Annotated in this window: 28 protein-coding genes; 13 read left to right on the forward strand and 15 right to left on the reverse strand. The window is 68.5% G+C overall.

Features of this window, described 5'->3' with window-relative positions; translation table 11 throughout:
* Positions 1 to 14: 14 nt before the first annotated feature.
* From yccS to ACEN9N_RS18295, 4 genes are all read left to right on the forward strand, one after another.
* On the forward strand, positions 15 to 2,225 hold the full coding sequence (yccS, locus tag ACEN9N_RS18280) for a YccS family putative transporter (RefSeq protein ID WP_495654206.1): 2,211 nt from the start codon (positions 15 to 17) through the stop codon (positions 2,223 to 2,225).
* A 113-nt stretch (positions 2,226 to 2,338) separates the two neighbouring features.
* On the forward strand, positions 2,339 to 2,656 hold the full coding sequence (locus ACEN9N_RS18285) for a hypothetical protein (RefSeq protein WP_413313996.1): 318 nt from the start codon (positions 2,339 to 2,341) through the stop codon (positions 2,654 to 2,656).
* 175 nt (positions 2,657 to 2,831) lie between these two features.
* Positions 2,832 to 3,530 carry a Bax inhibitor-1/YccA family protein gene (locus ACEN9N_RS18290; RefSeq protein ID WP_413313995.1) on the forward strand — a complete coding sequence of 233 codons (699 nt, stop codon included), beginning with the start codon at positions 2,832 to 2,834 and terminating at the stop codon, positions 3,528 to 3,530.
* Positions 3,531 to 3,552: 22 nt separating this feature from the next.
* Positions 3,553 to 4,095, forward strand: a complete 543-nt coding sequence (locus ACEN9N_RS18295) for an Rrf2 family transcriptional regulator (protein ID WP_007828037.1) — start codon at positions 3,553 to 3,555, stop codon at positions 4,093 to 4,095.
* A 23-nt stretch (positions 4,096 to 4,118) separates the two neighbouring features.
* Here ACEN9N_RS18295 and ACEN9N_RS18300 read toward each other — a convergent pair whose 3' ends face one another.
* The gene (locus ACEN9N_RS18300; protein WP_495654207.1) at positions 4,119 to 5,021 is read right to left on the reverse strand and encodes a DMT family transporter; all 903 of its coding nucleotides are present in this window, start codon (positions 5,019 to 5,021) and stop codon (positions 4,119 to 4,121) included.
* Between the two features lie 196 nt (positions 5,022 to 5,217).
* On the opposite strand from ACEN9N_RS18300, the gene ACEN9N_RS18305 reads away from it, so the two are divergent.
* Positions 5,218 to 6,009, forward strand: a complete 792-nt coding sequence (locus ACEN9N_RS18305) for a fumarylacetoacetate hydrolase family protein (protein ID WP_007828039.1) — start codon at positions 5,218 to 5,220, stop codon at positions 6,007 to 6,009.
* A 230-nt stretch (positions 6,010 to 6,239) separates the two neighbouring features.
* Positions 6,240 to 6,581, forward strand: a complete 342-nt coding sequence (locus ACEN9N_RS18310; protein ID WP_042672577.1) for a hypothetical protein — start codon at positions 6,240 to 6,242, stop codon at positions 6,579 to 6,581.
* A gap of 226 nt (positions 6,582 to 6,807) precedes the next feature.
* Here the strand turns inward: ACEN9N_RS18310 and ACEN9N_RS18315 are convergent, their stop codons facing one another.
* Positions 6,808 to 7,965 carry a porin gene (locus tag ACEN9N_RS18315; protein WP_495654201.1) on the reverse strand — a complete coding sequence of 386 codons (1,158 nt, stop codon included), beginning with the start codon at positions 7,963 to 7,965 and terminating at the stop codon, positions 6,808 to 6,810.
* A 338-nt stretch (positions 7,966 to 8,303) separates the two neighbouring features.
* Between ACEN9N_RS18315 and ACEN9N_RS18320 the strand changes: the two genes are divergently transcribed.
* Genes ACEN9N_RS18320 through ACEN9N_RS18335 form a run of 4 tightly spaced genes read left to right on the forward strand, consistent with a single transcriptional unit; the run spans position 8,304 to position 10,498 of the window.
* Positions 8,304 to 8,870 (forward strand): hypothetical protein, encoded by a 567-nt coding sequence (locus ACEN9N_RS18320; RefSeq protein WP_495654208.1) that lies wholly within the window; start codon positions 8,304 to 8,306, stop codon positions 8,868 to 8,870.
* Positions 8,871 to 8,888: 18 nt separating this feature from the next.
* Positions 8,889 to 9,647, forward strand: coding sequence for a nuclease-related domain-containing protein (locus ACEN9N_RS18325; protein WP_495654209.1), 759 nt, complete (start codon positions 8,889 to 8,891; stop codon positions 9,645 to 9,647).
* A 4-nt stretch (positions 9,648 to 9,651) separates the two neighbouring features.
* Positions 9,652 to 10,341 carry a response regulator gene (locus tag ACEN9N_RS18330; RefSeq protein ID WP_413333531.1) on the forward strand — a complete coding sequence of 230 codons (690 nt, stop codon included), beginning with the start codon at positions 9,652 to 9,654 and terminating at the stop codon, positions 10,339 to 10,341.
* 31 nt (positions 10,342 to 10,372) lie between these two features.
* Positions 10,373 to 10,498 (forward strand): hypothetical protein, encoded by a 126-nt coding sequence (locus ACEN9N_RS18335; RefSeq protein ID WP_495654210.1) that lies wholly within the window; start codon positions 10,373 to 10,375, stop codon positions 10,496 to 10,498.
* 104 nt (positions 10,499 to 10,602) lie between these two features.
* On the opposite strand, the gene ACEN9N_RS18340 is transcribed toward ACEN9N_RS18335, so the two are convergent.
* The 12 genes from ACEN9N_RS18340 to nac all read right to left on the reverse strand — a co-directional run bounded on the left by ACEN9N_RS18340 (position 10,603) and on the right by nac (position 20,677).
* Positions 10,603 to 11,445 (reverse strand): ABC transporter substrate-binding protein, encoded by an 843-nt coding sequence (locus ACEN9N_RS18340; RefSeq protein ID WP_007829020.1) that lies wholly within the window; start codon positions 11,443 to 11,445, stop codon positions 10,603 to 10,605.
* Between the two features lie 43 nt (positions 11,446 to 11,488).
* Positions 11,489 to 12,223, reverse strand: a complete 735-nt coding sequence (locus ACEN9N_RS18345) for an amino acid ABC transporter ATP-binding protein (RefSeq protein WP_007829018.1) — start codon at positions 12,221 to 12,223, stop codon at positions 11,489 to 11,491.
* Positions 12,224 to 12,273: 50 nt separating this feature from the next.
* Entirely contained in the window at positions 12,274 to 13,032 is a 759-nt protein-coding gene (locus tag ACEN9N_RS18350; protein ID WP_007829016.1) for an amino acid ABC transporter permease, read from the reverse strand.
* Positions 13,033 to 13,044: 12 nt separating this feature from the next.
* Positions 13,045 to 13,746, reverse strand: coding sequence for an amino acid ABC transporter permease (locus ACEN9N_RS18355; RefSeq protein WP_007829015.1), 702 nt, complete (start codon positions 13,744 to 13,746; stop codon positions 13,045 to 13,047).
* A gap of 38 nt (positions 13,747 to 13,784) precedes the next feature.
* The gene (locus ACEN9N_RS18360; protein WP_042672747.1) at positions 13,785 to 14,537 is read right to left on the reverse strand and encodes an SDR family NAD(P)-dependent oxidoreductase; all 753 of its coding nucleotides are present in this window, start codon (positions 14,535 to 14,537) and stop codon (positions 13,785 to 13,787) included.
* A 169-nt stretch (positions 14,538 to 14,706) separates the two neighbouring features.
* Positions 14,707 to 15,471: a LamB/YcsF family protein gene (locus ACEN9N_RS18365; protein ID WP_413313988.1), complete on the reverse strand. Its 765-nt coding sequence runs from the start codon at positions 15,469 to 15,471 to the stop codon at positions 14,707 to 14,709.
* A 21-nt stretch (positions 15,472 to 15,492) separates the two neighbouring features.
* Entirely contained in the window at positions 15,493 to 15,891 is a 399-nt protein-coding gene (locus ACEN9N_RS18370; RefSeq protein ID WP_413313987.1) for an acetyl-CoA carboxylase biotin carboxyl carrier protein, read from the reverse strand.
* Between the two features lie 294 nt (positions 15,892 to 16,185).
* Positions 16,186 to 17,166 (reverse strand): 5-oxoprolinase subunit C family protein, encoded by a 981-nt coding sequence (locus tag ACEN9N_RS18375; protein ID WP_495654211.1) that lies wholly within the window; start codon positions 17,164 to 17,166, stop codon positions 16,186 to 16,188.
* Complete coding sequence (pxpB, locus tag ACEN9N_RS18380; protein WP_007829010.1) at positions 17,163 to 17,834, reverse strand: 5-oxoprolinase subunit PxpB; 672 nt, start codon at positions 17,832 to 17,834, stop codon at positions 17,163 to 17,165. Before pxpB ends, ACEN9N_RS18375 begins: the two co-directional genes overlap by 4 nt.
* Positions 17,831 to 19,183, reverse strand: coding sequence for an acetyl-CoA carboxylase biotin carboxylase subunit (accC, locus tag ACEN9N_RS18385; RefSeq protein ID WP_413333526.1), 1,353 nt, complete (start codon positions 19,181 to 19,183; stop codon positions 17,831 to 17,833). Before accC ends, pxpB begins: the two co-directional genes overlap by 4 nt.
* A 13-nt stretch (positions 19,184 to 19,196) precedes the next feature.
* Positions 19,197 to 19,625: an acetyl-CoA carboxylase biotin carboxyl carrier protein gene (locus tag ACEN9N_RS18390; protein WP_413333524.1), complete on the reverse strand. Its 429-nt coding sequence runs from the start codon at positions 19,623 to 19,625 to the stop codon at positions 19,197 to 19,199.
* A 113-nt stretch (positions 19,626 to 19,738) separates the two neighbouring features.
* Complete coding sequence (gene nac / locus ACEN9N_RS18395) at positions 19,739 to 20,677, reverse strand: nitrogen assimilation transcriptional regulator NAC (RefSeq protein ID WP_042672744.1); 939 nt, start codon at positions 20,675 to 20,677, stop codon at positions 19,739 to 19,741.
* 136 nt (positions 20,678 to 20,813) lie between these two features.
* On the opposite strand from nac, the gene ACEN9N_RS18400 reads away from it, so the two are divergent.
* Together ACEN9N_RS18400 and ACEN9N_RS18405 are read left to right on the forward strand one after the other, a co-directional pair.
* On the forward strand, positions 20,814 to 22,040 hold the full coding sequence (locus ACEN9N_RS18400) for an aspartate transaminase (RefSeq protein ID WP_413313981.1): 1,227 nt from the start codon (positions 20,814 to 20,816) through the stop codon (positions 22,038 to 22,040).
* Positions 22,041 to 22,058: 18 nt separating this feature from the next.
* Positions 22,059 to 22,730 carry an RraA family protein gene (locus ACEN9N_RS18405; protein WP_007829004.1) on the forward strand — a complete coding sequence of 224 codons (672 nt, stop codon included), beginning with the start codon at positions 22,059 to 22,061 and terminating at the stop codon, positions 22,728 to 22,730.
* 139 nt (positions 22,731 to 22,869) lie between these two features.
* Here the strand turns inward: ACEN9N_RS18405 and ACEN9N_RS18410 are convergent, their stop codons facing one another.
* Positions 22,870 to 23,805 carry a LysR family transcriptional regulator gene (locus tag ACEN9N_RS18410; RefSeq protein ID WP_007829003.1) on the reverse strand — a complete coding sequence of 312 codons (936 nt, stop codon included), beginning with the start codon at positions 23,803 to 23,805 and terminating at the stop codon, positions 22,870 to 22,872.
* A 113-nt stretch (positions 23,806 to 23,918) separates the two neighbouring features.
* Here ACEN9N_RS18410 and ACEN9N_RS18415 point away from each other — a divergent pair, with 113 nt between their 5' ends.
* Positions 23,919 to 24,857 carry a dihydrodipicolinate synthase family protein gene (locus ACEN9N_RS18415; protein WP_495654212.1) on the forward strand — a complete coding sequence of 313 codons (939 nt, stop codon included), beginning with the start codon at positions 23,919 to 23,921 and terminating at the stop codon, positions 24,855 to 24,857.
* Positions 24,858 to 24,872 lie beyond the last annotated feature (15 nt).

The raw sequence follows: 24,872 nt of genomic DNA on the forward strand, positions 1-24,872 counted from the left end.
GCAAGATCGACCCCATGCTTCCCCTGTCTCCCGACGCGCTGCGCCAGCGGCTGCGGTCCTTCGCTTCCCGCGCGCAGCCCGTGCGCATTCTTCTCACCCTCGGCAGCCTCATGGCGGGCTGCGCCTGGACCGGCCATCCCGATGCGGTGATCCCGCTGTTCCTCGGCGCCATCGCCAGCGCGCTTGCCGAGACCGATGACAGCTGGCGCGGCCGGCTGCGCGCGCAGGTGGTCACGCTGGGCTGCTTCGCCGCCATCGCGTTCGCGGTCGAGGCGGCGTTCGGCCTGCCGCTGCTGTTCATCGCCGGGCTGGCGCTCGCGGCCTTCTGCCTCACGATGCTCGGTGCGGTGGGAGCGCGCTACAAGGCGATCGCGTACGCGACGCTGATCCTCGCGATGTACGCCACGCTCGGCATCGAGAACCTGGGCGCGCACGGCGTGGTGCAGCGCGGGCGCGAGCCTTTGCTGCTGCTGGCCGGCGCGGCCTGGTACGGCGTGTTCTCGGTGCTGTGGTGCGCGGCCTTTCCGGCGCAGCCGGTGCAGGCGCGGCTGGTGACGCTGTTCACGGTGCTGGGCAGCTTCGTGCGCTTCAAGGCCTCGCTGTTCGAGCCGCTGCGCGGCATCGACATCGAGCGCAAGCGGCTCGCGCTCGCGCAGCTCAATGCCGAGGTGGTGGCGGAGCTCAACGCCGCGAAGGAAAGCATCTTCCTGCGCATCGGCGCGCGCGCGCCGACCGGCCGGCTCTCGCGCTACCGCGGGCTCTACCTGATCGCGCAGGACGTGCACGAGCGCGCCAGCTCCTCGCACGACGACTACAACGCGCTGGCCGATGCCTTCTTCCACAGCGACCTGCTCTACCGCTGCCAGCGCGTGCTGGGCCTGCAGGGGCTGGCCTGCCAGCGGCTGGCCGATTCGATCGCGCGGCGCGAACCCTTCGAGGTCGCTCCGGAGACCGTGCAGGCGCTGGCCGACCTGCGCAGCGCCATCGAGCACGAGCGTGCGCGGGCCGACACGCCCGCGAGGCTGGCGTTGCTGGCATCGGTCGAGGCGCTGGCGCGCAACCTCGCGCTGCTCGACGGCCAGCTCACGGGTGCCAGCCAGCCGTCGGCGCGCGCGGGCCGCACCGAGATGGGCCTGTTCGACCGCTCGCCGCGCTCGTGGCGCGATGCGGTCGAGCGCGTGCGGCGGCAGCTCACCACGCGCTCTCCGCTCTTTCGCCACGCGCTGCGGCTGTCGATCGCGCTGGTTGCGGGCTACGGGGTGATGCGCGCCATCCACCCGGCGCAGGGCTACTGGATCCTGCTGACCACGCTGTTCGTCTGCCAGCAGACCTACGGCGACACCATTTCGCGCATGGGGCAGCGCATCGCCGGCACCGCGCTCGGCGTGGTGGCCGGATGGGCGCTGCTGCAGCTGTTTCCGCAGCCGCTGGTGCAGTCGGTGATCGCGGTGGCTGCCGGCGTGCTGTTCTTCGCGACCCGCGCCACGCGCTATCTGCTGGCCACAGCATCGATGACGCTGCTGGTGCTGATGTGCTTCAACCAGGTCGGCGACAGCGGCGTGCTGCTGGTGCCGCGGCTGGTCGACACCGCCATCGGCAGCGCGATCGCCGGGCTGGCCGTGCTGCTGGTGCTGCCGCACTGGCAGGCGCGGCGCATCAATGAACTGGCCGCAGCCGCGATGCGCGGCCATGCCGGCTACCTGCGGCAGATCGTCGGCCAGTACCGCTCCGGCGCGCGCGACCACCTCGACTACCGGCTGGCGCGGCGCAACGACCACAACGCGGACGCGGCGCTGTCCACGGCGGTGTCGGACATGTTCCGCGAGCCGGGCTATGTGCGGCCGCGCGCGGGGGTGGCGCTGCGCTTCCTGATCCGCTCGCACACGCTGCTGAGCTACCTCTCGGCCCTGGGCGCCCACCGCGCGGCGCTGCCCGACTCGGCGCAGATGGCACTGCTGCAAACGGCGGCGGAAGGAGCGATCGCGGCGCTCGAAGGGCTGGCGGCCGGGCTGGAAAAGGGCCTGATCGAGGCGCCGGGCGATGCCGCCGCGGAGCCTGCCGCGCGGGCCGCACTGGCGCAGGCCGTCGCCACCAGCAACGACCCGCAGGCGCGAACCCTTCACACCGAACTCGGCCTGATCTGGCTGCAGATCGACGCCCTGCGCACCCACGCACGTGAATGGCTGCAGTCCGAAGGCAGCGAAACCACGGCCGCGCCGGCCTGACGAACATCCATGCGATCCGGTCGGTTGAAACCCCCGTGGCGAGCGCCGCAAACCGCGGCAGGTAAAATTGCCCCTACATGTCCCGCTGGTTTGCCGCTGCTGTCCTCTCCATCATGTTGTCCTGTTACGGCTTTGCCGTGCTTGCGCACAGCATGATCGGTGCCGGCCATTCGCACGGCGAGCCGCAGGCCGCCACGCTGGTCGTGGCGCTCTCCGACGCTCCGGCAGGGGCTGCCGATGAGGCCTCGGACGATGCCCTTTCCCTCGACGAAGCCGGTTCCGAACACGCCGAACTGGTCAACGCGCGCAACGACGCTCCCGCGCTGCTGCGCTTCACGGAACAGCCGCCGAAGCTCGGCCTGACCACCACCGTCTCGCCGTTCCTCGCGCGACCCAAGCGGCCACCCCGGGCCGCTGCCTTCGTCGCCTAGGCCCCCAAAGCCTGCGCGACCGGGAGCCGCCATGGCTCCCGCCCTTGCGATCCGGGCCCGCCCCATGCGGTACCCGCATCGCGGCAACGACACCTCTCATTTTCAGGCCCTGCGCCGCCACTGCACGCGCCATTGCGCGCAGCCGGCACAGGTCCGGCTTCAAGGAATCCACACAATGAACAACAGCCCTATCGCCCATCACGACAGCATCGATCTGCCCCTCGCATCGCCGCAGGAGCGCAACCGCGTCCTGCGCAACGCCTACTGGCTGCTCGCGCTGTCGATGGTGCCCACCGTGCTCGGCGCCTGGATCGGCGTTGCCACCGGCTTGTCGCGCGCCATGTCGCCGGGCATCGGCCTGATGGTGTTCCTCGGCGGCGCCTTCGGCTTCATGTACGCCATCGAGAAGACCAAGGAATCGGCCGCCGGCGTGCCGGTGCTGCTGGCCTTCACATTCTTCATGGGACTGATGCTGTCGCGCCTCGTCGGCTCGGTGCTCGGCCTGGCCAACGGCGCGAGCCTGGTGATGACGGCGTTCGCCGGCACCGGCGCGATCTTCTTCGGCATGGCCACGCTGTCGTCGGTCATCAAGCGCGACCTGTCTTCCATGGGCAAGTGGCTCTTCATCGGCGCGATCGGGCTGCTGGTGGCGGGCATCGCCAACTTCTTCATCCAGTCGAGCGCGCTGATGATGACGCTGTCGGTCCTGGCCATCGGCATCTTCTCGGCTTTCATCCTGCACGACCTCAAGCGCGTGAAGGACGGCCTGGAAACCAACTACATCTCCGCCACGCTGGGTGTGTATCTCAGCATCTACAACGTCTTCCAGTCGCTGCTGGCCCTGCTGGGCATCGCCGGCGGCCGCGACGAGTAATCCCCCGAAAAGGAGAACTGACATGCGCCTCACCACCAAGGGCCGCTTCGCGGTCACCGCGATGATCGACATCGCTCTGCACGGCCGTTCGGGCCCCGTCACGCTGGCCTCGATCAGCCTGCGCCAGCGCGTGTCGCTGTCCTACCTGGAGCTGCTGTTCGGCAAGCTGCGCCGCGCCGGCCTCGTCGAATCGACCCGCGGCCCGGGCGGCGGGTACTCTCTGAGCCGCAAGGCGGCGGAGATTTCCGTGGCCGACATCGTCCTCTCGATCGAGGAACACGATGCGGAATCCTCCCGCCGGCGCAATGCCGACGCGCCGGGCGAGGCCGGCCGCTGCGAAATCGACGAGCTCTGGGCCACCGTGAACCTGCGGGCGGTCGAGTTCCTCAGGTCGATCTCGCTGCAAAGCCTGGTCGACGAACAGAAGGCCAAGGGCGTGCAGGCCGCGGCACGCAGCGACAGCCGGCGCACGCCGTCCGGCCAGCCGTCCACGCGCAAGCCTTTTGTCGTCGACGCGCCGAACTCGGTGTTCGCACTGGGACGGCGCCAGCAAGGCGCCAGCTGACGGCGTCGCGGCGGCTTCCCGGTTCAGCGCTCTTCGGCAGCTGGCAAGCGCCGCGGCAGGCCCGGCAGGGTCCATCCGAAGGTCATGCCAGCCGCCGCGATCAAAATGGCCGCCGCGCCCACCAGCTGCAGCGCGCCCAGCCGCTGGCCGAAGGCGACGTAGTCGACGCCAATGGCCACCAGCGGATAGATGAACGACAGCGCGCCCGCGACCGGCGTCGAGAGCTTCTGCAGCGCGCCGTACAGCAGCACGAACACCAGCCCCGTGTAGACCACGCCCATCGTCAGGTGCACGCCCCAGGTGGCGGCGTCGGCGGGCAGCGTCTTCAGGTGCGCGAAGGGCGCGAGCAGCACGATGCCCACGCAGACCTGGATCAGTGCGATGAGGTGCGGCGCGATGCCGTCGAGCTTCTTCGCGACGATGGCGGCCACCGCGTAGCAGAAGGCCGCGCCCAGCGCCATGAGCACGCCGATCAAGTAAGAGGAACCGTCGGCACCACCGCCGGACTTGGCCTGCGCCACCAGCACCACGCCGGCGAACGCGATGCACAGCCAGATGGCCTTCATCGCGGTCAGCCGCTCCGACAGCAGCAGCGCGCCGAGCGCGACCAGCATGAAGGGCTGCGTGTTGTAGACCGCCGTGGCGATCGAGATCGACGCATGCGAGAAGGCCGCGAAGATCAGCACCCAGTTGACGACCAGCGCCACGCCGCCGAGTGCGGCCAGAGCAAAGCTGCGCAGCGTCAGGCCGCGCCGCAGCAGGCCCAGCGCGAGGCACACGACCAGCAGCGTCGCCGCGCCGAACACGCAGCGCCAGAACAGCAGGTCGGGCAATGGCTGGCCCGAGCGCACGACGAACCATCCGATGGTTCCGGAAATCACCATGGCCACGCTCATCTCCAGCGCGCCGCGCAACTGCGTCTGCATGTCTCGGTTCCGAACGATAGAAAGAAGGAGCAAGCGTGCCACGTCCCGCGCGGATTGGATATGCTTTTAATAAGGAAACAGTTGCCAGCTGCCTTTGAAAAAAAGCCGCCAAGGCCCATTCGTCACCGGAGATCGGAAATGCTCGACGCAACAGACGGGCACGGCACCCGCATTCCATAAAACCAAGGAGACGCTCATGATCACTTCCCGTCGCGGCCTGCTGGCCGGTTCCGCTGCCATGGCCACGGGCGCCATCGCCGGTTGCGCGCTGCCCGCCGGGGCCGGCCGCGCGGCGGCAACGCCGTTCGACATCGCCGCATCGACCATCCCGATCGTCGGCAGCGAGCAGGTCTTTCCGGTGCGCCGCATCTACTGCATCGGCCGCAACTACGAGGCACATGCGCGCGAGATGGGTTCGGACCCGAGCCGCGAGCCACCCTTCTTCTTCCAGAAACCGGCCGACGCGATCCAGGTCGTGACGCCGGGCGTGGTGGCCGACCACCCCTACCCCACGCTCACGAAGAACTACCACTACGAAGTGGAGCTGGTGGTGGCGCTGGGCAAGGGCGGGCGCAACATCCCGGCGAGCTCGGCGCTGGACCACGTGTACGGCTATTCGCTCGGCCTCGACATGACGCGCCGCGACCTGCAGCGCGAGATGGGCGACCAGAAGAAACCCTGGGAAATCGGCAAGAGCTTCGACCACTCGGCGCCCGTCGGCCCGATCCACCCGGTGGCGAAGGTCGGGCACTTCACCGATGGCGCGATCTGGCTCAAGGTGAACGGGCAGACGAAGCAGAACGCCACGCTCAGGCACATGATCTGGTCTGTGGCCGAGCAGATCAGCCGGCTGTCGCAAGCCTTCGAGCTGAAGCCGGGCGACATCATCTACTCGGGCACGCCGGAGAACGTCGGGCCGGTGGTGCGCGGCGACCTGATCGAGATCCACATCGACCGGCTGCCGGAGCTGTCGGTGCGGATCGTCTGAGGGCTGCGGGAGAGGTGCCGGCGCGGGAGCCGCGGGACCATTTTTCCTGCCAGATCGATGCGGATCATCGGGGCTCCCGCATCTCCCGAGCCGCCATGTCCCAGCCTCCGCAAGCCACCTGAGCGGCGACTGGCCGCATGGACCGCGCCGCGCGGCTCCCTGAAGCACGCGGCCGCCATCGAGCGGCGCCGTCCAATTTTTCTCCTGTTTTGAAGCTCACGATACCGGCCATGAACAGTCCCCGGCATCGCAGCTCGAACGACGCATCGCACGCGCTGCGCTTCAGCAGCCTGCCGGCGTGGGCGCATGCAAATGGCCATCCCCCGGAGCTCGAGATGCAATCACGATGGAGAAAGACGCGACCCGCCTTCGGCGCCATGCCGCAGCTCGGCAGAGCCTTCCGGACATCGTGTCTCGTGGGCCTGGTGGCCTTCGGCGCGCTGGCGCTCGGCATCTTCGTGGCCGCCGGTGAGACGTGCGCCGCGCACGAAGCCGGCACCCCGGGCAACTACGGCCGATCGACCCTCGCGCCGATCATGGCCACCGGCAACGAGGCGCCGCGCATTCCTTGATGCCGCCTCGCGAGTGCTCCAGCAGCACGCGCTGCCCTTGCATCTATCGACCGCTCACCGCGCCGCGTTCCCAAGCATGATGCAGCCAGTCAAGCTGCAAGCCATCAGCACGCTCGCAAAGAGTCGGATTCGGTCCATTGGAAAACTCACTGCTGGCTGGACAAACAAAAGCCGTGCGGGAGAAAGGAGCACGCGCCCTTTTGTCCCGCGCGGCGTGCGCCCTGCATCAGAACGCGTGGCGGATACCGAAGTCGTAGCCGGTGGAAGAGCGCGGCAGGCCCGTGTAGCTCACGCCCGCGCTGCCGTAGCCCGTGGTGCTGGCCGACACCAGGCTGCCCGTGTAGTTCGCGTCGTTGCGGTTGTTCACGCGCGCCACCGTCGCATACAGCGCCGTGCGCTTGGACAGGTTGTGCACGTAGCCGATCGCGAACTTGCGTGCCAGCGGGTCCTCGCCCGTGGTGCCGGCCGCGCCTTCGTTGTAGCGCACCTGCGAGTACGCCACGCGGATCAGCCCCGCGCCCACCGGCACCGTCGCGCCCACCAGGTAGCCGTTGTAGCTGTCGTGCGTGCTCGTGAGCGCCGTGTCGAACTTGTTCTTCACGTTCGACAGCTCACCGAACAGCTTCACCGGACCGAAGTCGTACGAAGCGCCCAGGTTGATGGTCTGCACCTTGCGCTCCAGCGCGGTGGTGTCCACCGCCGTGCTCCGGCCCACGCCCAGCGCCACGTCCAGGGGACCGTTGGCGTAGCCGAAGCGCCCACCGACGTAGCGCCCGGCGGTGCTGCTGGAAGCAGCCGTGGTGCTGGTCGCATCGGTGCTGGCGTTCTCGTGCAGGCTGTACTGCACCTGGCCGTAGAAGCCGCCCAGGTTCGGCGGCAGGAAGTAGCCGATCGAGTTGCTCGCGCGCACGTAGTTGGCGTTGTTGATGGTGGTGTTGCCGCTGACGGTGCTGATGACGTTGGTGCCCGAGCCGTTGGTGCCGAACGGGTCGAACACGGTGTCGTTCCAGAAGGTGGGCGTGTAGTCGCGGCCCAGGCGCAGCTCGCCGAAGCCACCCGACAGGCTCACGGTGGAGCGGCGCGCGAAGGTGGAGATGCCGGTGGCGCCGTCGTCGTTGGTGATGGGCGCTTCGAGCCAGAAGCTCGCAGCCAGGCCGCCGCCGAGGTCTTCGGTGCCCCGAAAGCCGATGCGGCTGGAGTTGTAGCCGGAGTTGGCCAGGCTGGTCTTGCTGGACTTCACCGATGCGCCGGTGGCCGCGTCGCGCGCGGTCGCCGACTGGTAGGTCAGGCCCGCGTCGACGACGCCGAACAACGTGACGGACGATTGGGCAGAGGCCAGCCCGCAGACGGCCAGGGCAGCGTATGCCGTGAGGGTTTTCTTCATTCAGGGTTCTCCAGTTTCAGGTCTGATGCGGCCGCTCGGTATCGACCGGCTGTACGCATGGTTTCGTCCAAATCGGGAGGAATTTGGTGGATCGGTTCTCTGCCGCATCGAGTGTTGTGCGCGCACATCACACCGTGTGCGCGTCGCGCGGCAGGCCGATCCGGAGGCCCTTCAAATTTCTCCCAATTCGCCTGAAAAGATCCACGCATGACGAAGCTGGAGACTCACAGGTGAAGCGCCTACGAACCCTGATGGCTGCGACATGCGCTGCATTGGCTATCGCATGCGCCAGCACGAGCATTGCGATGGTTCATTCCACCTCTGTGCTCGCTGCGGGCATGTTCGTCGACCACAAGGCGCGTGCGCAAACACAAACGCAGGCGAGCGCGCAGCCTTGGTGGGCCGGCTTCGAGGACACCGCAATGAACCGGCTGATGGCCGCATCGCAGAGCGCCACCGAATCCGGCGCGGCCGCAGCCGACATCGCGCTCAAGGTGAAGACGCTCGAGTTGCTCTATCTGGAGAACACACACGCTTACGCGCACGCGGTCGTGCAGGCACGCGAGCAGGTCGCCGGAGCGCCGCACCGCCTGCAGATGCAGAGCGACATCGCGAACACCGCGTACGCGCGCGTCATGAACGCAAGGGCCGGCTTCGAGGCGTCGAAGCGGCATCGCGACCGCGGAGACATCTCCGAAGTGCAGCTGATGGCGGACTTGCAGGGCATGTTGCTCGACCTGCACGTGCTGGCTGCGGCCAACGGCGAACTGGCGCTCGCTTGGGTCGTCCTCATGGGAAGCATCGGAAACGGCGCATCGATCGATGCGGTTGCGGGCGCGCGATCGGCGCAAGCCGTGCAATTGCCGCTTCTGCACAAAGTCTCCCGAAAGTTGCGCAATCCTTGAAGTTCGAAGGAGCCTTACATGACCACTGCCTTGTATAAAGTCCCCGCCCGCCCCGTGCTCACGCTGGCCGGCCACGGACACCCGAAGCCGGACGCTTCCGCGCTTGCGCGGCGCGCGTGCGCTCCGGACGGCGAGCAGGCGAGCAGCACGGCAACCACGCTGGGCATCCAGCAGCTCACCAGCGCATTCCAGCCCGCGTTCGGGCGGCTGCACGTGCTGCGAGACCTCGTCATCCCCATGTACGAAGGCAGCGCCGTGCCCACGGCCCGCTTCGACGTGGCGCTGGTGTGCGAGGCCGGGGTCTACCTGTTCGAGGTAAAGGGCTGGCGCAACGCGGTGGTGTACCGCAAGACCTCGGCCCAGGCGCTGCCGCGCTGGTTCCTGCGCCAGCATGGGCATTCGATGGCGCGCGAAGTGAAAGACCCGGCCTGGCAGTGCGGCCGCAAGACCACGCACCTGCGCAGCCTGATGCCGCCCGACCTGCGTGTGCAGTACTTCGTGCTGCTGCCGTTCGAGGGCGTCGAACTCGAAGGCGTGATGCCGTCCGTCGTCATCACGCCGCAGGACCTGCCCTACATCGCGCGCGTGGCGCGCAACAACGGGCGCACCGAGCAGGGCTACCCGCTGCTCGACGACGCGGCCATCGGCCGCACGCTGCGGCTGCTGACCGACCTGCAGGGCGACCTGACGGTCGACGACCACATGAAGAACTGCCGCAACAGGAGCACGCAGGCCCCGGTCAGGGCAGCGCATCCGGGCGTCCTGAAACTTCAGTGACGCGATGAGCCGCATCCTGCTGGTGGAGGAAAGGCGCGAGGCCGCGTCGGTGCTGCTGGACGAGCTGCATCGCGCCGGGCACGAGGTCGACCACATCGACGACGGCGCGGTCGCGCTGCATCGCGTCCTGACCTCGCCGCCGGCACTCACCCTGCTCGACGTCGAACTACCGCACGTCAGCGGCCTGCAGATCCTGGAGAAGGTCCGCGCGCGCAGCGACCACCCGATCATCATGCTGACGGCGCGCAGCGACGAAGCCGACCGGCTGCGCGGCTTCGAGCTGGGTGCGGACGACTACGTGTGCAAGCCCTTTTCCCCAAAGGAAGTCGTGGTGCGCGTCCACGTGGTGCTGCGGCGCTATGCGCAGCGCCGCAGCGTCGTGCGCCCTTCGGTGCCGATCACCTTCGGGGCGGTGCGCGGCTGCGCGATTCTCGACGGGCACTACCTGCCGCTGACGCGCCGCGAGTCGCTGCTGCTGCGCGCGCTTTCGCAGGAGCCCGGGCGGGTGCTGACGCGGTCGAAGCTGCTGGAAGCCGCATTCCCGGAGGCGCTCGACGTCAACGAACGCGTGGTCGACACCCACATCAAGAACCTCAGGAAGAAGCTGGCCACCGTCTCCACCGCGCACGACTGGATCCGCTCGGTCTATGGCGTCGGCTTTGCATGGGAATCGCAGGCCAGGCATGACGCCTGACCCGGCGCCGGCTTCCAAGAAATCTTCTCTCATGAAACTACGCTGGCGCGGAGTTCCGCTGCCGCCGACGGTGTTGCTGTCGCTGCAGAACATACAGGACTACCAGCCGCTGAATCCGCAGACGCAGCAACCCAGCCGTTTCACAAACTACGACTGAGTGCTCTTGTGCTCCTGTTCAGGACGCGTGCACAGGCCACCGGGTACTCCCCTCCGCGAATGTCCCCATCGGCGTGAGCGCTCCCTGAACCCTCACAGCTTAGATCAAGGCAGCAGTTCGAATTTCAGGTCAGCCAGCGGCGTGACCTTCTCTTCGCGCACCATCTTGTATTCGGTGTTCGGACCCAGCCACTTGGCCCAGATGCGATCGAGCTCGCCCGACTTCTCCAGCGCATAGAGGGCGCCGTTGACCTTGGCCAGCAGCGCGGGCTCGTCCTTCTTCATGCCGATGCCGATGGGCTGCAGCACCATCGGGTCCTTGATCATCTTCAGCGCCACGCCTTCGGTCTTCGACTGGTTGACCAGCTTGGTGATGGTCATGGTGTTGGCGACCATGCCGACCGACTTGTTCTGCTGTACCGCCATGAAGGCCGAGCCCGTGTCCTGGAACGTGACGGGCTCCGAGCCGTTCATCTTGATCGACAGCTCGGAGGTGGAGCCCTTGGTCGAGCTCAGGCGCTTGCCCTTGAAGTCGGCCTTGGTGGTGCCGGAGTCGGAGGCCTTCACGGCCAGCATTTCCTTGGCCACGTAGTACGGGTCGCTGAACTGGATCTGCTCGCCGCGGCTCTTGGTATAGGCCAGGTTGGCGATGGTCACGTCGACGCGGCCGAGCTTCACCTCGGGCACGCGCGCTTCCACCGACAGCGGCGTGACCTTGGCGGTGAGGCCGAGCTCCTTGGCCACGGCATGGCACAGGTCGACGTCGTGGCCCACCATCTCGCGCGTCTTCGGGTCGGGTGCGGCGAACGGGGGAACGTCGGCGAAAGTGCCGCACTTGAGTTCCTTGCGCTGGGCAATGTCGCTCCACTGGTCGGCATGCGCCAGCAGGGACGACGCAGCAAGGCAGGCGCCGATGGCGGCGAGGCGGAAGACGGTCTTGTTCGACATGGTGGACTCCTGGGAGATTGCGAAGGGAAACGCGGGTGGGGGCTCAGTGCGCGCGCAGGTCCGACAGGAAGCGCTGCGCGCGCGGATGCTGCGGACTGCCGAAGAAAGTGGCGGGGTCGGCCTTCTCGAGGATGCGCCCCGCGTCCATGAACCAGACGCGGTCGGCCACCTCGCGGGCGAAGTTCATTTCGTGCGTGACGCACATCATCGTCATGCCGTCGTGCGCCAGCCCGCGCATCACCGACAGCACCTCGCCGACCATCTCGGGGTCGAGCGCGCTGGTGGGCTCGTCGAACAGCATGGCGGGCGGCTCCATCGCCAGCGCGCGGGCAATCGCCACGCGCTGCTGCTGGCCCCCCGACAGCTGCGCCGGGTACGCGCCCGCCTTGTTCGACAGGCCGACGCGTTCGAGCAGCTGCCCGGCCTTGGCCTTCGCGTCGGCGCGCTTCACGCCGAGCACGCGCATCGGCGAGAGCATGATGTTCTCCAGCACCGACAGGTGCGGGAACAGGTTGAAGCTCTGGAACACGAAGCCGATGCGGCTGCGCAGCTTGTTCAGGGCCTTGCTGCTCATGGGCGCATGGATGTCGTGGCCGTCGAACAGCAGCTTCCCCGACTTCACTTCCTCCAGCCGGTTCACGGTGCGGATCAGCGTGGACTTGCCGGAGCCCGAGGGTCCGCAGACCACCACGACCTCGCCCTTCTTCACCTCGGCGTTGATGTCGGCCAGCGCCTGGTAGTCGCCGTACCACTTGTTGATGTCTGAGAACAGGATCATGGTGTCGTCCTTGGCGGGCGCTGGTTGCCCTGCGGGGTGTGGAACGGGCGTCATGGCTGCGTCACCACCGGGGTCGGGAGCGGTGCGCCGTCTTCGGTGGACTTCACCGCCACGGCGCCGAGCCGCTTGTGCGCAATGCGCCGCTCCAGCCATTGCGCAAGCTGCGTGAGGCTGAAGCACACGACGTAGTAGGTCATCGCCAGGATGAAGAACACCTGGAACGGCTTGGTCAGCAGCTGGTTGTTGATCTGGTTGGCCGCGAAGGTGAGCTCCTGCACGTTGATCACGTAGCCCAGCGTGGTCTCCTTGATGGTGGAGATGAACTGGCTCAGCATGCTCGGCAGCATGTTGTAGAGCGCCTGCGGCAGGATCACGTACCACATGGTGCCCAGGTGGCTGTGGCCCAGTGCGCGCGCCGCCTCGCCCTGGCCCTTGGGCAGCGACTGGATGCCGGCGCGCACCACCTCCGAGAGGTAGGCGCCTTCGTAGATCACCAGCGTGCACAGCATGGTGGTGAAGCCCGACACGTCCCGCCCGATAAGGATCGGCACGAGAAAGTAGACCCACAGGATCACCATCAGCAGCGGCACGCCGCGCACGACGTACACCAGCACCGCAGCGGGCCAGTTCAGCAACCGCCAGGGCGACAGCCGCGCCAGCGCGAGCAGCACCGACAGCGGAAAGGCCAGCACGATGCCGAGCACCGACAGGATCAGCGTGGCGACGATGCCGCCGAGCGGGCCGGTTGGGTACTGCCCGACCAGCAACAGCAGCCAGTTGTCGCGAAGAATTTCGTAGACGCTGTACATCGGGGTCCTCGCTTACCTTGCGCCGGCGATGCGGTAGCGCCGAGCCAGCCATCCGCCCACGGCCATGATGATCAGCGAGCACAGCAGGTACAGCACCGTCGCGACGCTGTAGGCCTCGAAGGTGCGAAAGCTCTGGCTCTCGATCTCCTTCACCGCATGCGTCAGCTCGGCCACGCCGATGGCCATGGCCAGGCTGCTGTTCTTGAAGAGCGACACGCTGTGGTTGACCAGCGCCGGCACCGCGTTGCGGATGGCCTGCGGCAGCATCACGTGGCGCATCGAGCCGATGTAGCCATGGCCCAGCGCACGCGCCGCCTCGGCCTGCCCGGCGGGAATGGCGCGCAGGCCGGAGCGCATGTCTTCGCTGAAATACGCGGCCTGGCACAGCCCGAGCGCGACGATCGACAGCAGCCGCTCGGCGTTGTGCACCGACAGCCAGCCCTGCAGCGCATCGGGCAGCAGGCTGAAGATGCCGAAGTACCAGAACATGAGCTGCACCAGCGTGGGCACGTTGCGGTGGTAGGAGACGTAGCCGGCCACCACGCGCTCCGCGATGCGGTTCGGCGTGAGCCGCACCACCAGCAGCACGATGGCCATGGTCATGGCGAGCAGCCACGAGCCCGCGGCGATCTTCAGCGTCTCCTGCAGGCCGTGCAGCAGCATGGCGCCGAACTCCGGTTTCAGCAGGATCGCCAGCAGGTCGAAGTCCTTCATGGGCTGTTCCTTTGCGTGGCTGCCGGGGCTGCTGCCGCTCAGGCCTGCGGCGCTTCCGGCCGGGTGGTCGACAGGCCGCCGGGTACCTGCAGCGTGGGCGTGATTTCCATGTGGCCCACGTTCACCGCGATGGGCGCCGCAATGGCGAAGGCGATGGCGTTGGCGATGTCCTCGGCCTGCGGCAGCTCGAAGCCCTCGACGAAGCGCTTGTAGGTGTCCTCGGAGTCGCCGTGCACGTGCGCGAAGATGTCGGTGGCCACGCGCCCCGGGCAGATCTCGGTGACGCGCACGCGCTTGCCGAAGCAGTCGATGCGCAGCTGGCGCGACAGCATGCTCACCGCCGCCTTGGTCGCGTGGTAGGTGCTGTTGCCGCCGAAGTTGTAGGCCGCGGCAATCGAGCTGATATTGACCACGTGCCCGCGGTCGCGCGCCGCCATGCCGGGCACCACGAGACGGCACAGGTGCAGCACGGCCCGCAGGTTCACGTCCACCAGCAGGTCTATGCCTTCGGCGTCGGCCTTGAGGATGGAGCCGGGGCGGTCCACGCCGGCGTTGTTGACCAGCACGTCGAACTCGATCTCCTGCGCGAGACGCGTGACGCCCGCGAGATCGCTCACATCGATGGCGTGCGGCACGCAGCCGGTGCGCGCGGCCAGGTCGGCCAGCTTGTCGGCGCTGCGCGCGAGTGCATGCACCTGCAGGCCTTCCTTGCTGAGGCGCTCGACCACGGCGGCGCCGATGCCCGACGAGGCTCCCGTCACCAGCGCGGTCTTGTAGTCGGAAAACGGCATGTTGTGTTCTTTCATCGAGACGGCAGACGTCTGCCTGGAATTCACTGTAGCCAGCGCCCGTGCGCGGCGCCAAGACGGAATGGCTGTGGAGAGATAAGCCGCCCTTATGTCGCCCGGCATCCGTGCATATGACTAAGGGTAAGCACCATGTTCGTGCCCTTGCGCCTCGTCAGATCGATTGCCTGGAGATCGGCACCACGCGCCCCGCCTGCTCGACCACGCCGCGCACGGCGCGCGCCAGCTCCACCGCGCCGGGGGTATCGCCGTGCAGCAGGATCGAATGCACGCGCATCGGGATCTTCTTGCCGGTGACGCTGGTGACGATGCCTTCTTCGAGCAGCTGGCGCACGCGCGCCAGCACCGCGTCGCGGTCGTGGATCACGGCGCCGGGCAGCTTGCGCGGCACCAGCAGGCCGTCGTCGCCACAGGCGCGGTCGGCCAGGAAGGTGGTGCGCACGCGCAGGCCGCAGCGTTCGGCGGCCCCTTCGATGGCACGGCTGGCCGAGGTGCTGACGGTGAGCGTGGGGTCGAAGTCGGCCACGGCGCGCACCAGCGGATCGGCCAGCGCGGCGTCGGCGGCGGCCATGTTGCCGAGCGCGCCGTGGAAGCTCATGTGCGTCATGCGGTGGCCGGCGGTGCGCGCCATGCCATCGAGTGCGCTGAGCTGGTAGAGCACGCAGGCCACCAGTTCCTTCGTCTCGATCTGCATCTGCCGGCGGCCGAAACCCATCAGGTCGGGAAAGCCCACGTGCGCGCCCACATCGACGCCACGCTGGAGCGCCATGCGAACGGTGCGGTCCATGATGACCGGGTCGCCCGCGTGGAAGCCGCAGGCCACGTTGGCGGAGGAGACGATGTCCAGCAGGGCTTCGTCCTCGCCCATGCGCCAGGGGCCGAAGCCTTCGCCAAGGTCGGCGTTCAGGTCGATGTCCATGGGAGTGTCCTTCACGTCTTTTCAGAGGGGGTGCAGGTCGACCAGCGGCGTGCCGTAGCCGACCGTGGCGCCATCGTCCACAGGGATGTTTTCGACGATGCCGGGCTGCGGTGCGGTCACGGAGAGCAGCAATGGGCCGATCTTCAGCAGGCCGAGGGTTTGGCCGACCTCCACGCGCTGGCCGATGCGCACCAGCGGTGCGGCGGCCAGCGGGTGGCTGTGCAGGAACACGCCGAGCGAGGGGGCATGGATCGGCAGGAGTTCCGGCTCCTCTGCTTCTTCCACCGGCAGTTCAACGATGCTGTCGCCCAGCCGGCCGAGGCGCAGCGTGCCCTCGGGCGTACGCAGTTCGAGCAGGCCGATGTCGGTGCCGGACAGCCAAGCGGCCAGTTGCGGGATGCGGAGTGCGGTGTCCTGCATGTCAGTTCCTTCGGGGGTGCGTGGACAGGCCACCGGGCACTCCCCTCCGCGAATGTCCCCCGCCTTCGGCTCCTCCTTTATTTCGCTGCGGGGAGCACCCGGTGCCCTGTGCACGATGGGCGCTCTGCTTGTGCTGGCCGTTCAACCGCTCTGCCGAACGCTCACGCCGGCGGGGTGCCTTGCGCAGCGAAATAAAGGAGGAGCCCGAAGGGCGGGGGACATTCGCGGAGCAAGGTACCCCGTCGGCGTGAGCGCGCCCCGAACAAGCAGCACGACGAACAGAAAGACAGCTTTTCATCGAGGCGCCCCCCGATGCAGTTCCACCACGCGCGCCACCTTGTCGAGCCACGCGCGCACTTCGTCGAGCGCGTCCAGCGCCTCGTCCCACGTGGTTTCGATGAAGCGCATGCGGCTGCCGATGGGCGCCTGGCCGAGGCGCCACATGTCGGCCTCGATCACGGTGCCGAACTTGGGGTAGCCGCCTGACGGTTGGGCGTCGCGCATCTGGATGATCGGCTGGCCGCTGTGAGGCACCTGGATGACGCCGGGGACGATGCCGTGCGAGCGCAGTTCCATCGGCGCGATGGGACGCAGCGGCTCGCCTTCGAGGCGGTAGCCGTAGCGGTCGCTCTGCGGGGTGATTTTCCATTCGCCGGCCCAGAAGGCCTCGCGCGAGGCCGGCTCGAAAGCCATGTACTCGGCGGCGGGCAGCACGCGCACGGCCGCGACGCCGTCGCGCTCCAGCGGCAGCGCGATCGCAGGCGGCACCAGGCCGAAGCCGATACGGAAAGTGCTGCCCGTGGCCGCTGCGCGAAGCACATCGCCTCGGCGCAGCGCGCGTCCCTCGTGCCCGCCGAAGGCACCGCGCAGTTGCGTGCTGCGCGAGCCCAGTACCTCGGGCACGTCGATGCCTCCAGCCACGCACAGCACGGCGCGGCTGCCGCGCTGCGCGCCGCCTTGCGGCAGGCCCAGCGTGAGCACCTGGCCGGCGCGCGCCTGGTGCACCCACCAGGGCAGCAGCGGTTGGTCGTCGAGGCGGGCGGCGCAGTCAGCGCCCGTGAGTGCGAACGCGCAATCCTCGGCGAAACGGACCTTGAACGGGAACACCGGCACCTCGATCGCGGCGGCACCCAGTTCGTTGCCCAGCAGCAGGTTGCCCGCGGCCAGCGCGAGGTTGTCCATGGCGCCGGAGGTGCCGACGCCCCAGCGCAGGCTGCCGGTGCGCCCCAGGTCCTGCACGGTGGCGAGCGCGGCCGAGGAAAGGATTTCGATCATCGGACGATGCCCTCCACGCGGAAGCGGATCATGTCGCCCGGCTGCAGCATGGCGGGCGGGTCCTGCGCCGGATCGAAGAACACCATCGAGGTGCTGCCGATGGTGTTCCAGCCGCTGGGGCCGGCCGAGGCCGACACGCCGGTCTGCGCGCCGCCGATCGACACCGCACCGCCCGGGATGCTCAGCACGGGCACCTTGCGCCGCGGCGTCGCGATGCGCGGGTCCATGCCGCCCAGGTAGCAGTAGCCGGGATGGCTGCCGAGCGCATACACCGGGTAGAGCGGCGCGCTGTGCAGCTCGACGACGGCATCGATGCCCAGGCCCGTGTGCGCCATCACGTCGGCCATGTGCGGGCCGCCTTCGCCGCCGTAGACCACCGGGAGCTCGACCACGCGGCCTTCGCGCGGCAAGGCAGTAGCGGAGTCCCAGGCGTCGCACAAACGCGTGCGCAGCGCATCGAGGTGGCGCGGCGCACGCGTGAAGGTGAGCATCAGGTTGTTCATGCCCGGCACGGCCTCCCGCACTTCGGGCCAGGTCTCGGCCTCGCGGGCCAGCGCCCAGATGCGCTGTTGCGAAGGCAGGCTCATGTCGCCGGGCGCTTCGAACAGCAGCGCGGTGGTGCCCAGCAGGCTGGTGGACGGCGAGGTCGAAGATGTCTGTGCGCTCACGCCGCGCTCCTTTGCTGCAGCCAGCGTTCGAGGTGGTGGATGTCGACGCCGCCCGCGGCAAAGCCCTCGTCGCGCAGCAGCGCGCGGTGCAGCGGCACGTTGGTGGCAATGCCTTCGATGCGCGTCTCGGCCAGCGCAAGGCGCATGCGGTCGAGCGCATCGGCGCGGGTGTCGCCGTGCACGATGAGCTTGGCGATCATCGAGTCGTAGTACGGCGGCACGCGGTAGCCGGCGCCCGCGTGCGAATCGACGCGCACGCCGAAGCCACCGGGCACCTGCCAGCCGGTGATGCGGCCGGGCGCGGGCGCGAAGGTGTCGGGGTTCTCGGCATTGATGCGGCACTCGATGGCGTGGCCCTGGCAGCGCACGTCGGCCTGCGCGAGCAAGAGGCGCTCGCCGCGCGCCATGCGCAGCTGCTGCTGCACGATGTCGATGCCGGTGGTCATCTCGGTCACCGGATGCTCGACCTGCAGGCGGGTATTCATCTCGATGAAATAGAAGGCGCCCTTCTCGTAGAGAAACTCGAAGGTGCCCACGCCGCAGTAGCCGATCTGGCGGCACGCGGCCGCGCAGCGCTCGCCCACTTCGGCCATCAGCGCGTCGTCGATGCCGGGCGCGGGCGCCTCTTCGATCACCTTCTGGTGGCGGCGCTGCAGCGAGCAGTCCCGGCTGCCCAACCAAACGGCGTTGCCATGGCTGTCGGCCAGCACCTGGATCTCGACGTGGCGCGGGTGCAGCAAAAACTTCTCGATGTAGACCTCGGGGTTGCCGAAGGCCTGGCGCGCTTCCTCGCGCGTAAGGGCCATGGCGTCGAGCAGCGCGGCCTCCTCGTGCACCACGCGCATGCCGCGCCCGCCGCCGCCGCCCGCGGCCTTCACGATCACCGGGTAGCCAATGCCGCGCGCCAGGGCGAGCACGGCGGCCGGGTCCTCGGGCAGCCCTTCGTCGGGACCGGGCACGCAGGGCACGCCGGCCTTGCGCATCGCACGCTTGGCCGAGACCTTGTCGCCCATCGTGCGGATGCAGGCGGCACTGGGCCCGACGAACACGAGGCCCGCTTCCTCGACGCGTGCGGCGAAGCCCGCGTTCTCCGAAAGAAAGCCGTAGCCGGGATGGATCGCCTGCGCGCCGCTCAACTCGGCGGCGAACAGGATGGCAGACTGGTTCAGATAGCTCAGGCCCGGCGCTGCCGGCCCGATGCACAGCGCCTGGTCGGCCTGCGCGACGTACATCGCGTCGCGGTCGGCCTCGGAGTGCACGGCCACGGTGCGCAGGCCGAGCCCGCGGCAGGCGCGCTGGATGCGCAGGGCGATCTCGCCGCGGTTGGCAATGAGCACGGTATCGAACATCGCGCGTGCCTCCTCATGCGAAGCGGAACAGGGGCTGCCCCGCTTCCACTTCCTGGCCCGATTGCACGAGCACCTCGCGCACGGTGCCCTCGCGCTCGGCGCGGACCTCGTTGAACATCTTCATCGCCTCGATCACGCACAGCAGCTGGCCGGCTTCCACGGCCTGCCCAGGCTGCAGGAAAGGCGGCTCGCCGGGCGCGGGCTGCAGGTGCACCACGCCGTGCAATGGGGCGAGGCATTCGGCAGCGTCGAGCGGCACTGCTTCTTCGGGGGAGTGCCTTGGCGCCCTGCGCGCGGCAGGCTGCCTCGGCGCAGCGGACGCGCCCGCCAGAGCCGACAGCTTCACCAGCCGCAGCGTGCTGCCGTTCTCGCTGAACTCCAGTTCCGCCAGGTCCGATGCGGCCAAAGCGTCGATGAGCGTCTTGATCTGTTCCTGCTTCATGCCGGGGCTGTGGTGGCCGACGCGTTCCGCGAACGCGTGACGGCATGCATGAAAGGTAACGGGCCATGGACACAAAGCCCAAGACGGAATGGCTGTGCCGGGATAAGGCCGGCTTATGACAGCGCGGCAAGCTCGGGTTCGGGCGTCGACGCAACCTTGCCGGCCAGGTCGACCACGAGTTCGAGCAGGATGTCCTTCACGGCCTGCGCGGGTTCGGACAGCGGCAGGTGGTCGGACTGGCACAGCGCCAGCGGCGCCTCGATGACCGGGTCGACGATGGGGAATTGCCAGGCTCCGCAGCTCGCGACCACCTCGCGCGCCATCGACGCGGGCAGGATGGTGGCGCCCAGCCCGTCGGCAATGGCGGCCGTGAGCGTGAAGGCCGATTCGATCTCCGCCACCACGCGCGGCACCATGCCGGCGCGCACGAAGGCCGCGTCGACCAGCTTGCGCACCACGTTGTACGGGCGCGGCAGAAAGAGCTCGATGTCGCGCAGGTCGGCCAGCTTCACCGGCTGCGCGGGCACCGGCATCGCGGCCGGCCCGACCAGGAACAGCGGCTCCTTGAGCAGCGGCACGAAGGTGAGGCCATGGATGGCCTTGTCGCCATAGAGCACGGCCAGGTCCATGCGGCCGTTCATGATGAGTTCGCTCAGCGTGGTGCCGTAGTTCTCGTTCAGGTACAGCAGGATGCCGGGGTGGCGCGCGCGCACGGTGCGCAGCAGCGGCAGCGACAGCGCCGATGCGGCTGTGCCGGGCGCCAGGCCCACCGACACCTGGCCCGAGAGCCCCTCGCCGGCCGCCTCCATGTCGACGCGGGCCTGCTCGCACTGGCGCAGGATGATCTGCGCATGGCGGTACAGCACCTTGCCGGCCTCGGTAGGCGTCACGCCGCGCTTGGTGCGCACCAGCAGTTGCTGGCGCACCTCGCCTTCGAGCGTGGCCAGCTGCTGGCTCAGCGCGGGCTGGGCAATGAAAAGGACTTCGGCGGCCTGCGTGAGGCTGCCGATGTCCACGATCTTCACGAAATATTTGAGGCGTCGCAGGTTCACGCCTTGTCCCCAAGCAAAAGCCAAGCCTAGCACCGCCCCTGCGCGGCCGGTAGGGGGACTCACCATAAGCTGCGCCTATACGACCAGTGAAAAGTCGTCTTGGCCTCGCCCGATCGATGTGCGTACCGTTCAGTCCATGCAAGCCACCACCTCCCACGTTGCCTCCCGCATTGCCGCCCGCGTGCGGCGCATCAAGCCCTCGCCCAGCACCTCGGCCGCCGACCGCGCCAACGAACTGCGCAGGCAGGGCAAGTCGATCGTGAACCTCGTGGTGGGCGAGCCCGACTTCGACACGCCACCCCACATCCGCCAGGCCGCGGCCGCCGCCATCGAGCGCGGCGCCACGCGCTACACGCTGATGGCGGGCACGGTGGAGCTGCGCGAAGCCATCGCCGCCAAGCTCGAGCGCGAGAACGGCCTGCGCTACGCGATGAACGAGATCATCGCGACCAGCGGTGCGAAGAGCGCGATCTACAACGCCTTCGCCATCACGCTGGAGCCGGGCGACGAGGTGATCATTCCCGCGCCCTACTGGGTGTCGTACCCCGACATGGTGCTGGCCTGCGAGGGCACGCCCGTCACCGCGGCCTGCCCCGAGGCGAACGGCTTCAAGCTGACGCCCGCGCAGCTGGAGGCGGCCATCACGCCGCGCACGCGCTGGCTGCTGATCAACTCGCCGAGCAACCCGACCGGCGCCAGCTACACGGCGGCCGAATACGGCGCACTGGCCGAGGTGCTGCAACGCCATCCACACGTGATGGTGATGACCGACGAGATCTACGAGCACATCCGCTTCGACGGCGAGACGACGCCCCACATCCTCGTGGAGGCGCCCGCGCTGCGCGACCGCACGCTGATCGTGAACGGCGTCTCCAAGACATACGCGATGACGGGCTGGCGCATCGGCTATGCGGCCGGGCCGGTGGACCTGATCAAGGCGCTGGACACGCTGCTGTCGCAATCCACCGGCAACTGCTGCTCGGTGAGCCAGGCAGCCGCCGCGGCCGCGCTGAACGGCGACCAGAGCTTCGTGGCCGAGAGCGTGGCCGTGTACAGGCAGCGGCGCGACCGCACGCTGGCGCTCATCAACGCCATTCCCGGCCTGTGCTGCGCCACGCCGCCCGGCGCCTTCTACCTCTACATCAACTGCGGCGGCCTGATCGGCAAGACCACGCCCGAGGGCAAGCGCCTGGTAGAAGACGGCGACGTGGTGATGTACCTGCTCGAAAGCGAGGGCGTGGCCCTGGTCGCGGGCACCGCATACGGCCTGTCGCCGTACTTCCGCCTGTCCATCGCCACGTCGATCGAGACGCTCGAAGAAGGCTGCAAGCGCATCGCGCGCGCCGTGGCTGCACTGCACTGAATTCACAAGGACGAACCCATGCCCTACAAAGCCATCCGCAAGAACCCGTCGGCCCCGCAGGCTGCGCCGCACATCATCGCCGCGCTGCACGACATCCCGGTGGCTGCGCTCAGCGACAACATGCACCGCAACATCGGCAGCGTGGGCCTGCAGCCGTACCACCGCCCCGGGCACAAGACCATGGCGGGCACGGCCGTGACCGTGAAGACGCGCGGCGGCGACAACCTCACGCCGATGCGCGCCTTCGAGTTCTGCCGGCCCGGCGACGTGCTGGTGATCGACGCGGGCGGCGATGTCACGAACGCGGTCATCGGCGGCATCCTGTCGTTCTATGCCGCGACCATCGGCACCGTGGGCCTGGTGCTCGACGGCGCCGTGCGCGACGTGGCCGAGATCCGCGAGCGCGACTACCCGGTGTACGCGCGCGGCGTGAACCACCGCGGCCCGTACAAGGACGGCCCCGGCGAGATCAACGTGCCGGTGTCGGTGGGCGGCATGATCGTGAACCCGGGCGACATCGTGGTGGGCGACCAGGACGGCCTGATGGCCTTCTCGCCCGACGAGGCCGAGCTGCTGATCGAGAAGGCCCGTGCGCACCTGGAGACGGAAGCGCGCACGATCCTAGCGATGAAGGAGGGCCGCTGGGACCGCTCGTTCCTCGACGTGCTGGAAGCGCGCTGCGCGAACTAGACCTCCCCCAGGCTTTGCGCACTTCGTGTCGCTGCGCCACCCCCCTCACCGGGGGCGACACCGGTGGCCCGGCAAAGCCGGATCCACGGTGTCCCCCGAACAAGCCATGCCAGTCTCAAGCGTTGCTGGCAGCAGCGGCTCAGGTAGCTGAGGCACCCTCGCTGACCAGCTTCCACAGCGCCTCGGCCACCGGCGCCATCTGCGCCTGCTGGCGGTACAGGCGGATGTCCACCGGCACGCGCCAGCCGCCCGCACCGGCATCGGCCAGCGCGCCGCTGCGCAGGTCTTCCGCCACCAGGCTCATCGGCAGCCAAGCGAGGCCGCGGCCCTCGAGTGCCATGGTGCGCAGCAGCGCGGCATGGTGGGCCGTGAAGACCACCGACAGCGACGCGGCGAAGTCCTTGCCGAACTCGCTGTCCTGGATCGCCCGCATGATCCGCCCCAGGCCCGAGGCCTCGCTGTAGGCCAGTACGGAGGGCGACCGGCCCGTGCCGAGCACGTGCAGCGGCGCGCCCTTCGCGTCCGCCGCGGACACCGGCACCAGCACGTCTTCGCTCAACCGCTGCACCGGGTACTGCGCCTCGTCGAGCCGCCCCGGCGCGCCCGCATGGCCGTGGCACAGCACGAACTGCACGCGGCGCTGCAGCATCAGGTCTTCGCAGGCGTACGAACTGTCGGAGACGGTCTGGATCGGGCCCGTGTGCAGGCGCGATTCGACAGTGCCGAGCCAGCGCGGGAAGAAGGTCAGCGACAGCACGTGCGTGGCTGCGAAGCTCAGGCTGGCTGCGTCGAGGTCGTGCGCGGCGCGGGCCTTGATGCGCGCGGCCTGCAGGCCGGCCAGCACTTCCTGCAGCAGGGGCTGGAAGCGCTTGCCCGCCGCCGTGAGCGCCGTCGGGTGTGCGCTGCGGTCGAACAGATCGACGCCAACCCACTCCTCCAGCGAACGGATGTGCCGGCTGAACGCGGGCTGCGCGATGGAGCGCGCCTGTGCCGCACGCGAGAAATTGCCGGACTCGGCCAGGGCCAGGAAATCTTCCAGCCATTCCAGGTCGAGCGGTCGGTTGCCAGGGCCCATGCGCAGCGCGGTCGGTTGAATAGTTGTATGCGATTCGAGTATTGGACGGCCCATGCCCCGCCGGCAAAAGATGCACCCCATTCCTGCACCTTGAACCACCACGGAGACACAGCATGCCTTCCATCGCGAATTATCGCGGGATCATTCCCGCCATTTCCTGCCCCTTCACGGCCGACCACCGCATCGACGAACCCGCGCTGCGCAAGCTGGCCTCGTGGCTCGCGGGGCACGACGGCGTGGTGGCAATCATGACCAACGGCCACACCGGCGAAGTGTTCTCGCTGACGCCTTCCGAACGCGCCGAGGTGACGCGCATCGTGGCCGACGAGCTGCGCGGCCGCATGCCGGTGATCTCGTCCATCGTGTGCGAAGGCCTGGCCGAGGCCGCCGAGCATGCCCGCGCCGCCCAGGCCGCAGGCGCGGTGGCGCTCGACGTGATGCCGCCGCACCACTGGCTGCGCTTCGGCTTCACGCCCGGCCATGCGCTGCAGTACTTCGAGGCCATCCACCGCGCCGCGCCGGAGCTGGACCTGGTCTGCCACGTGTATCCGGCCTGGACGCGCGCCTCGTACTCGTCGCAGCTGCTGGCGGAGCTGGCTCGCCTGCCCTACCTGCAGGCCTTCAAGGTGGGCCAGCGCGACATGAACAAGTACGCCCGCGACATCCAGGCGATCCGCGAAGCCGATGCGTCCAAGGCCATCCTGACCTGCCACGACGAATACCTGCTGGCCTCGATGGTGCAAGGCGTGGACGGCGCGCTGGTCGGCTTCGCGACCTTCATACCGCAACTCATCATCGACCTGTGGAGCGCCGTGAAGGCCGGCGACCTGAAGAAGGCGATGGCGGTGCAGGCACTCATCACGCCGCTGAAGGACGCGGTGTACGGCGGCGGCGAGCCGACCGGCGAGGCGCATGCGCGCATGAAGGGCGGCATGTTCCTGGCCGGCGTGCTCGACAACGCCACCGTGCGCCCGCCCACCGAGGCGCCGAATGCACGCGAGATGGATGCGCTGCGCGCCGCCGTCGAGCAGGCAGGCCTCTCGAAGCGCTGAGCCCACGGGGCCGCG

The organism is Variovorax sp. Varisp46, from assembly GCF_059491885.1.

What these genes read in the sequence shown, in the direction of transcription:
- yccS (WP_495654206.1), top strand. Translation starts at nt 15, where the DNA reads ATGCTTCCCCTGTCTCCCGACGCGCTGCGCCAGCGGCTGCGGTCCTTC.
- ACEN9N_RS18285 (WP_413313996.1), top strand. Translation starts at nt 2,339, where the DNA reads ATGTTGTCCTGTTACGGCTTTGCCGTGCTTGCGCACAGCATGATCGGT.
- ACEN9N_RS18290 (WP_413313995.1), top strand. Translation starts at nt 2,832, where the DNA reads ATGAACAACAGCCCTATCGCCCATCACGACAGCATCGATCTGCCCCTC.
- ACEN9N_RS18295 (WP_007828037.1), top strand. Translation starts at nt 3,553, where the DNA reads ATGCGCCTCACCACCAAGGGCCGCTTCGCGGTCACCGCGATGATCGAC.
- ACEN9N_RS18300 (WP_495654207.1), bottom strand. Translation starts at nt 5,021, where the DNA reads ATGCAGACGCAGTTGCGCGGCGCGCTGGAGATGAGCGTGGCCATGGTG.
- ACEN9N_RS18305 (WP_007828039.1), top strand. Translation starts at nt 5,218, where the DNA reads ATGATCACTTCCCGTCGCGGCCTGCTGGCCGGTTCCGCTGCCATGGCC.
- ACEN9N_RS18310 (WP_042672577.1), top strand. Translation starts at nt 6,240, where the DNA reads ATGAACAGTCCCCGGCATCGCAGCTCGAACGACGCATCGCACGCGCTG.
- ACEN9N_RS18315 (WP_495654201.1), bottom strand. Translation starts at nt 7,965, where the DNA reads ATGAAGAAAACCCTCACGGCATACGCTGCCCTGGCCGTCTGCGGGCTG.
- ACEN9N_RS18320 (WP_495654208.1), top strand. Translation starts at nt 8,304, where the DNA reads ATGTTCGTCGACCACAAGGCGCGTGCGCAAACACAAACGCAGGCGAGC.
- ACEN9N_RS18325 (WP_495654209.1), top strand. Translation starts at nt 8,889, where the DNA reads ATGACCACTGCCTTGTATAAAGTCCCCGCCCGCCCCGTGCTCACGCTG.
- ACEN9N_RS18330 (WP_413333531.1), top strand. Translation starts at nt 9,652, where the DNA reads ATGAGCCGCATCCTGCTGGTGGAGGAAAGGCGCGAGGCCGCGTCGGTG.
- ACEN9N_RS18335 (WP_495654210.1), top strand. Translation starts at nt 10,373, where the DNA reads ATGAAACTACGCTGGCGCGGAGTTCCGCTGCCGCCGACGGTGTTGCTG.
- ACEN9N_RS18340 (WP_007829020.1), bottom strand. Translation starts at nt 11,445, where the DNA reads ATGTCGAACAAGACCGTCTTCCGCCTCGCCGCCATCGGCGCCTGCCTT.
- ACEN9N_RS18345 (WP_007829018.1), bottom strand. Translation starts at nt 12,223, where the DNA reads ATGATCCTGTTCTCAGACATCAACAAGTGGTACGGCGACTACCAGGCG.
- ACEN9N_RS18350 (WP_007829016.1), bottom strand. Translation starts at nt 13,032, where the DNA reads ATGTACAGCGTCTACGAAATTCTTCGCGACAACTGGCTGCTGTTGCTG.
- ACEN9N_RS18355 (WP_007829015.1), bottom strand. Translation starts at nt 13,746, where the DNA reads ATGAAGGACTTCGACCTGCTGGCGATCCTGCTGAAACCGGAGTTCGGC.
- ACEN9N_RS18360 (WP_042672747.1), bottom strand. Translation starts at nt 14,537, where the DNA reads ATGCCGTTTTCCGACTACAAGACCGCGCTGGTGACGGGAGCCTCGTCG.
- ACEN9N_RS18365 (WP_413313988.1), bottom strand. Translation starts at nt 15,471, where the DNA reads ATGGACATCGACCTGAACGCCGACCTTGGCGAAGGCTTCGGCCCCTGG.
- ACEN9N_RS18370 (WP_413313987.1), bottom strand. Translation starts at nt 15,891, where the DNA reads ATGCAGGACACCGCACTCCGCATCCCGCAACTGGCCGCTTGGCTGTCC.
- ACEN9N_RS18375 (WP_495654211.1), bottom strand. Translation starts at nt 17,166, where the DNA reads ATGATCGAAATCCTTTCCTCGGCCGCGCTCGCCACCGTGCAGGACCTG.
- accC (WP_413333526.1), bottom strand. Translation starts at nt 19,183, where the DNA reads ATGTTCGATACCGTGCTCATTGCCAACCGCGGCGAGATCGCCCTGCGC.
- ACEN9N_RS18390 (WP_413333524.1), bottom strand. Translation starts at nt 19,625, where the DNA reads ATGAAGCAGGAACAGATCAAGACGCTCATCGACGCTTTGGCCGCATCG.
- ACEN9N_RS18400 (WP_413313981.1), top strand. Translation starts at nt 20,814, where the DNA reads ATGCAAGCCACCACCTCCCACGTTGCCTCCCGCATTGCCGCCCGCGTG.
- ACEN9N_RS18405 (WP_007829004.1), top strand. Translation starts at nt 22,059, where the DNA reads ATGCCCTACAAAGCCATCCGCAAGAACCCGTCGGCCCCGCAGGCTGCG.
- ACEN9N_RS18410 (WP_007829003.1), bottom strand. Translation starts at nt 23,805, where the DNA reads ATGGGCCCTGGCAACCGACCGCTCGACCTGGAATGGCTGGAAGATTTC.
- ACEN9N_RS18415 (WP_495654212.1), top strand. Translation starts at nt 23,919, where the DNA reads ATGCCTTCCATCGCGAATTATCGCGGGATCATTCCCGCCATTTCCTGC.